The following is a 4597-nucleotide window of genomic DNA, read 5'->3' on the forward strand; positions in this document are numbered from 1 at the left end:
GTGGCTTTCGCTCCATCTTCAATTGTTTGTTTTGCGATCGTTGAACCGCCATCCGTTTCGAACGTTACATCAAATTTCTCTTTCGCCTTAGCTTTCCATCCTGCATAAATTGTCGTTGCTTCCGTAATGACCTCTTTATCAAAATCAAATGCTTCTTTACAATCTTTATCCTTATACCAACCGGTGAAATCATAACCTGCTTTTGTTGGATCAGATGGTTTACTTACTTTTTGATCTTTTTCGACTGTTTGGCTGGCAACAGCGCTGCCGCCTTGTGTATCAAAATCAACAGTGAAGCTTTCTTCTGTAATAGCTTCCCAAGCTGGCCACATAATCATATTACCGGTAATCGTGATTTTTTCACCTGGTTTATAGATTCTGCCTGCAGATTCCATTCTGTTTGTCCAACCAATAAATTTGTAGCCTTCTCGTACCAAAGTATTGGGCTCCATAATTTCCACAACACTATTTTTCAAATATGGTGACTTGTCATCAACTGGAATAGTTCCTCCAGTTGCATTCGTATTTCGGTAAACAATTGTACATTCTGTAGTTTCTACTGGAATTTCTTTCCACTGTGCATATAGAACCGTATCTTCTTTAATTCTAAATGTTCCGCCAACACTATATGATGTTCCCTTACCATCTTTTTGACTGTTCCACCCATTGAAGGAATAGCCGGCTTTTTCCAAGCTGCCAGCTTCTAAAATTTTGACACTGGCATTATTATTGTAAGGTGATTTTTCATCAATCGGAGCTTTTCCTCCAGTATTTCCATTACCATCATAGGTAAGTGTCCGTTTCTCCCCTTCTGGATCGCCTCCTACGCTTCCATCTTCTTTCCATTGTGGATAGAAGATTATATTGGCTGTTAAGGTGATTTTTTGCCCTGGTTTATAAAGCTTTCCTCCAGCTTCCAGTCTATTGGTCCAGCCAACAAAGGCATAACCATCTTTTGACATATCCGCACAATCTAGGACGGTTGCTTCATCCCCATGTTTGTATGGTGATTTTTCATCAACCGGAGCTGTTCCTTGTTCATCTGTATTCCTTCTATAGAGAACAGTCACATCCGTGCCATTTGGTTCAACCTTTTTCCACTGTGCATATAAAGTTAAGTCTTCTTTAATTTGGGTTGCAACATTTGATTTATAACTCGTCCCGCTGCCATCAGGCTTACTATTCCATTCCTTGAAAACATGACCCTTTTTGTACAGATCAGCATAATCCTGTATCGTAATTTGGTCACCAATTCCATATGGCGCTTTCTCATCCACCGGTGCTGTTCCTGCATCGTTGCCATTGCCGTCATAGGTTACCGCAAGTCCTTTTACCCAGTATGCGTATAAAACGGTATCTGCAGTAACATCTATTGTATCTCCTTCTTTATAAACAGCTCCCTTATAATCAGCTTTAGTACACCAACCGCGGAATACATACCCTGGTTTAGTCATGCCATTTGAGCCTTTTACAGTTGCTTTGCTATTTTTTTGGTATGGATTTTGATCATCAACTGGCGGTTCGCCTTCTGCGTTGCCATTGCCGTCATAAGTTACTTTTAGGCCTTCGCCCCACTGTGCATATAGCTCGGTATCATCAATAATCTTGAATTTATCACCAGCCTTATACTCCTTTCCGCTACCATCTGCTTTGGTATTCCAGCCGGTAAAGAGCTCATCTTTTTTCTCCAGATCGCCCGGTTCTAAAATGGTCACTTCACTACTTAGATCATAAGGAGACTTCTTATCTAATGGTGTCGTTCCCTTTGTATTACCGTTGCCATCATAAGTCAATTTATATTGCTTGTTACTGTCACGCCATTGCGCATACAATACTGTATCGCGAACGATCAGCATTTCGTCCTTTGGCTGATACATTGTTCCGCTTCCGTCAGCTTTTGTATTCCAACCGACGAATTTTTTACCCGTTTTCGCAAGATCACCAGCATCTTTCAAAACAGCTTCACTCTTCTTATCATATGGGGAAGCACTATCTGTTGGTACTGATCCTTTGTCGTTGCCATTACCATCATAAGTTAGTTTGTGTGTCTCGGTCTGAACTGGCTTAGGTAAGCTTAGGTGCCAGATTCCGCCGCCGAAAGTTGTTGCATACATTTTTGACGGGTCACGCGTGTCTTCCATCACCCTTGTTGGAACCATGTGCTGAAACTCATCCAGTTTTATCCAATCATCAAAACCAGTATCAACACCTTTGTATGAAACATAGACTTCTCCGCCAACTGTATTACAAAGATAGAGAACATTATCGTTACGGCTGTCTACTCGCAAATCATAGACATTGGCGGTTGATGGATAAATCATTTTCCATGTTTTCCCATCGTCTTGAGAAACCCAGCCGCCACCGTAGTCTCTTTTTCCTTTGTCTCCGTTTACCGACGCTGCACGACCCGCACCATAGATATTTCCTTTGGAATCGACAGAAAGTCCATTAAATGCGGCCACATAATCAAGCCCTTTACGGTTTGGCTGCATTCCTTCCGTTGGCATGGATTCTATTCTCTTCCATTCTTTTGCATCGCGTTCTAAATAATAGACTGGACCTTCATCTGGATGGTAGTCCAACAATGCTAATTGCTGCTCATAAGTCCCCGGTGCAGAGCCTCCAGTTGGTGCAAAAGCGACGTACAGACGTGAGTAATCCGGTGTCCAAGTTAGACGCCATGGTGTTTGCTGCTTCGCATCGCCCATTCCGTCAATGAATTTTCTCCAAGTCTGACCACCATCTTCTGATTTATAAACACCGTAGCCCATACAAGCCGCATACACAACACGCTTGTCTGCTTCTTTCGGACTGTTTGGATCAATAACGATGTCTGTTACTACGGCTCTGTCTGGCAACCCAGACTTTCCATCATTATCACGGATCGGCTGCTCACCTAACGCGCCAGAAACATTCCAACTTGATCCGCCATTGGTAGAACGAGCAACACCACCAGTGAATGATTCGTATTGTCGATTGGCATTTTCTTTTGAAGCATTTGCCAAGAGAATGACTCGCCTAACATAGGTCCCGATATTCATGTCATGAATACCCGAAAAAGTAGCAAAACAAAGTCCCTGAATATCCGGGTCAAAAGTAAACGAGTAACACGAATTAGAATAATATGGCTGAGATGGGATCCCATTATTTTGCGATCGTTTCCATGAATGACCCCCATCGTTTGACTCAAACAGACCAACGTCTGAATAACTCATAAAGAGATGATTAGAATCAAATGGATCAACATCTACATCCCAACTTGTAATCTGATCAATCCCTCTAGTTGCTCCATACTGAGTATCGGGATCAAAGTCACTATTTGTGTCCTTCCAGGTTTTACCTCCATCTTTAGTAATGTAGGCATTACCATGGTTTGTGTTGACTGCAACATTGGGATTTGTTTTCGATACGGTTAATCCTGTTTTGACACTGTTCCATCCTAGTGTTGAAGATTTATCTCCAAAGAACTCGGTCCAGTTATGCCCAGTAATATTTCCAGTATCCCAACCTTTGAGACTTGTAGTCCATGTTTGACCTCTATCCTCAGAAACTGCAATCCCAGAACCCAAAGTAAAGTACTTCCCATTAGTAGTAGAAAAACTCATATAAATTTTGTCACCGTTAACGGCAACGCCTGCTAATTCTCGATCATTTCCTATATCAGGATCAGAATAGTTTTTTGAGATACTCTCCCAATTTTTACAATCCGTAGAGCGCATCAATTCTTTATACTTATACTCTTCTTCACCGCTTTGATTTTTTGTTACATCGGTTTCGATTAAATAATAGGTAGTTGTTTTCGTTTTTTCATCATAGTACCAATCTGCAGTTCTTGATGTAATATCAGAAATGGTTTCAATTTTTCCAGAACCATTATCCACCACCTTATAAATCCCATCACTGGTCATCAAAGTGATTTCCCGTTCATCTTCTGGAGAGTCTGGATGAACATATAACTTCATATACTTTTCAAAGCTGTTAATTGAATAACGATGGTGGGTAAACTGCCCTTCCGGAAATTCGGCCACCGTCGACCAGGTATTTCCACCATCTACTGATTTTTGAATCGTGGCTTTCATCGTTTTTCCGCGATTCCCTTCATACCCGCCTTTTGCGATATAATAAAGGATATTTTCATTTTTTGGATCGACTGTCAGTCCCATCACACGATGCGTCGGAGCTTGATTAGGGTCGCCAAGAGTGACTTCAACACCTTCTTGAAGTCCTGATACTAATCCTTTAACATTGCTCTCCGGCGGATAAAGCCGTTCATAGCTCTGACCTTTATCGTGAGATACATAGATGTGTTCGTGATAAGCATAAACAGTATTCTCATCATGTGGATTAAACGTATACTTTACACTTCCTAATAAATTTCGTTGAACAAAACTTTCTCCCCCATCAATTGACGAGAAACTCCCCGACATGTCTGTATCCATGACGATATTATTATCATCTGATGGGTTAATCTGTGCATTAAATAGTCCCCCACCTCCTCCTGGGCCGACTGTCGGATTATTACTCGCCGCCGCTTCGGCCGTAACCATACTGAAGTTAGGTATAAAAGACCCTAATATCATTATGATTGTTAAGATTG

At 41.5% G+C, this 4597-nt stretch carries 1 protein-coding gene; it reads right to left on the bottom strand.

What is annotated here, in order from left to right; translation table 11 throughout:
- Positions 1-4597: InlB B-repeat-containing protein (locus tag A5875_RS21440; protein WP_088935591.1), on the bottom strand; the 4597-nt coding region annotated here is incomplete at both ends.

This window comes from Enterococcus sp. 3H8_DIV0648 (assembly GCF_002140655.1).
Lineage (GTDB): Bacteria > Bacillota > Bacilli > Lactobacillales > Enterococcaceae > Enterococcus_A > Enterococcus_A hulanensis.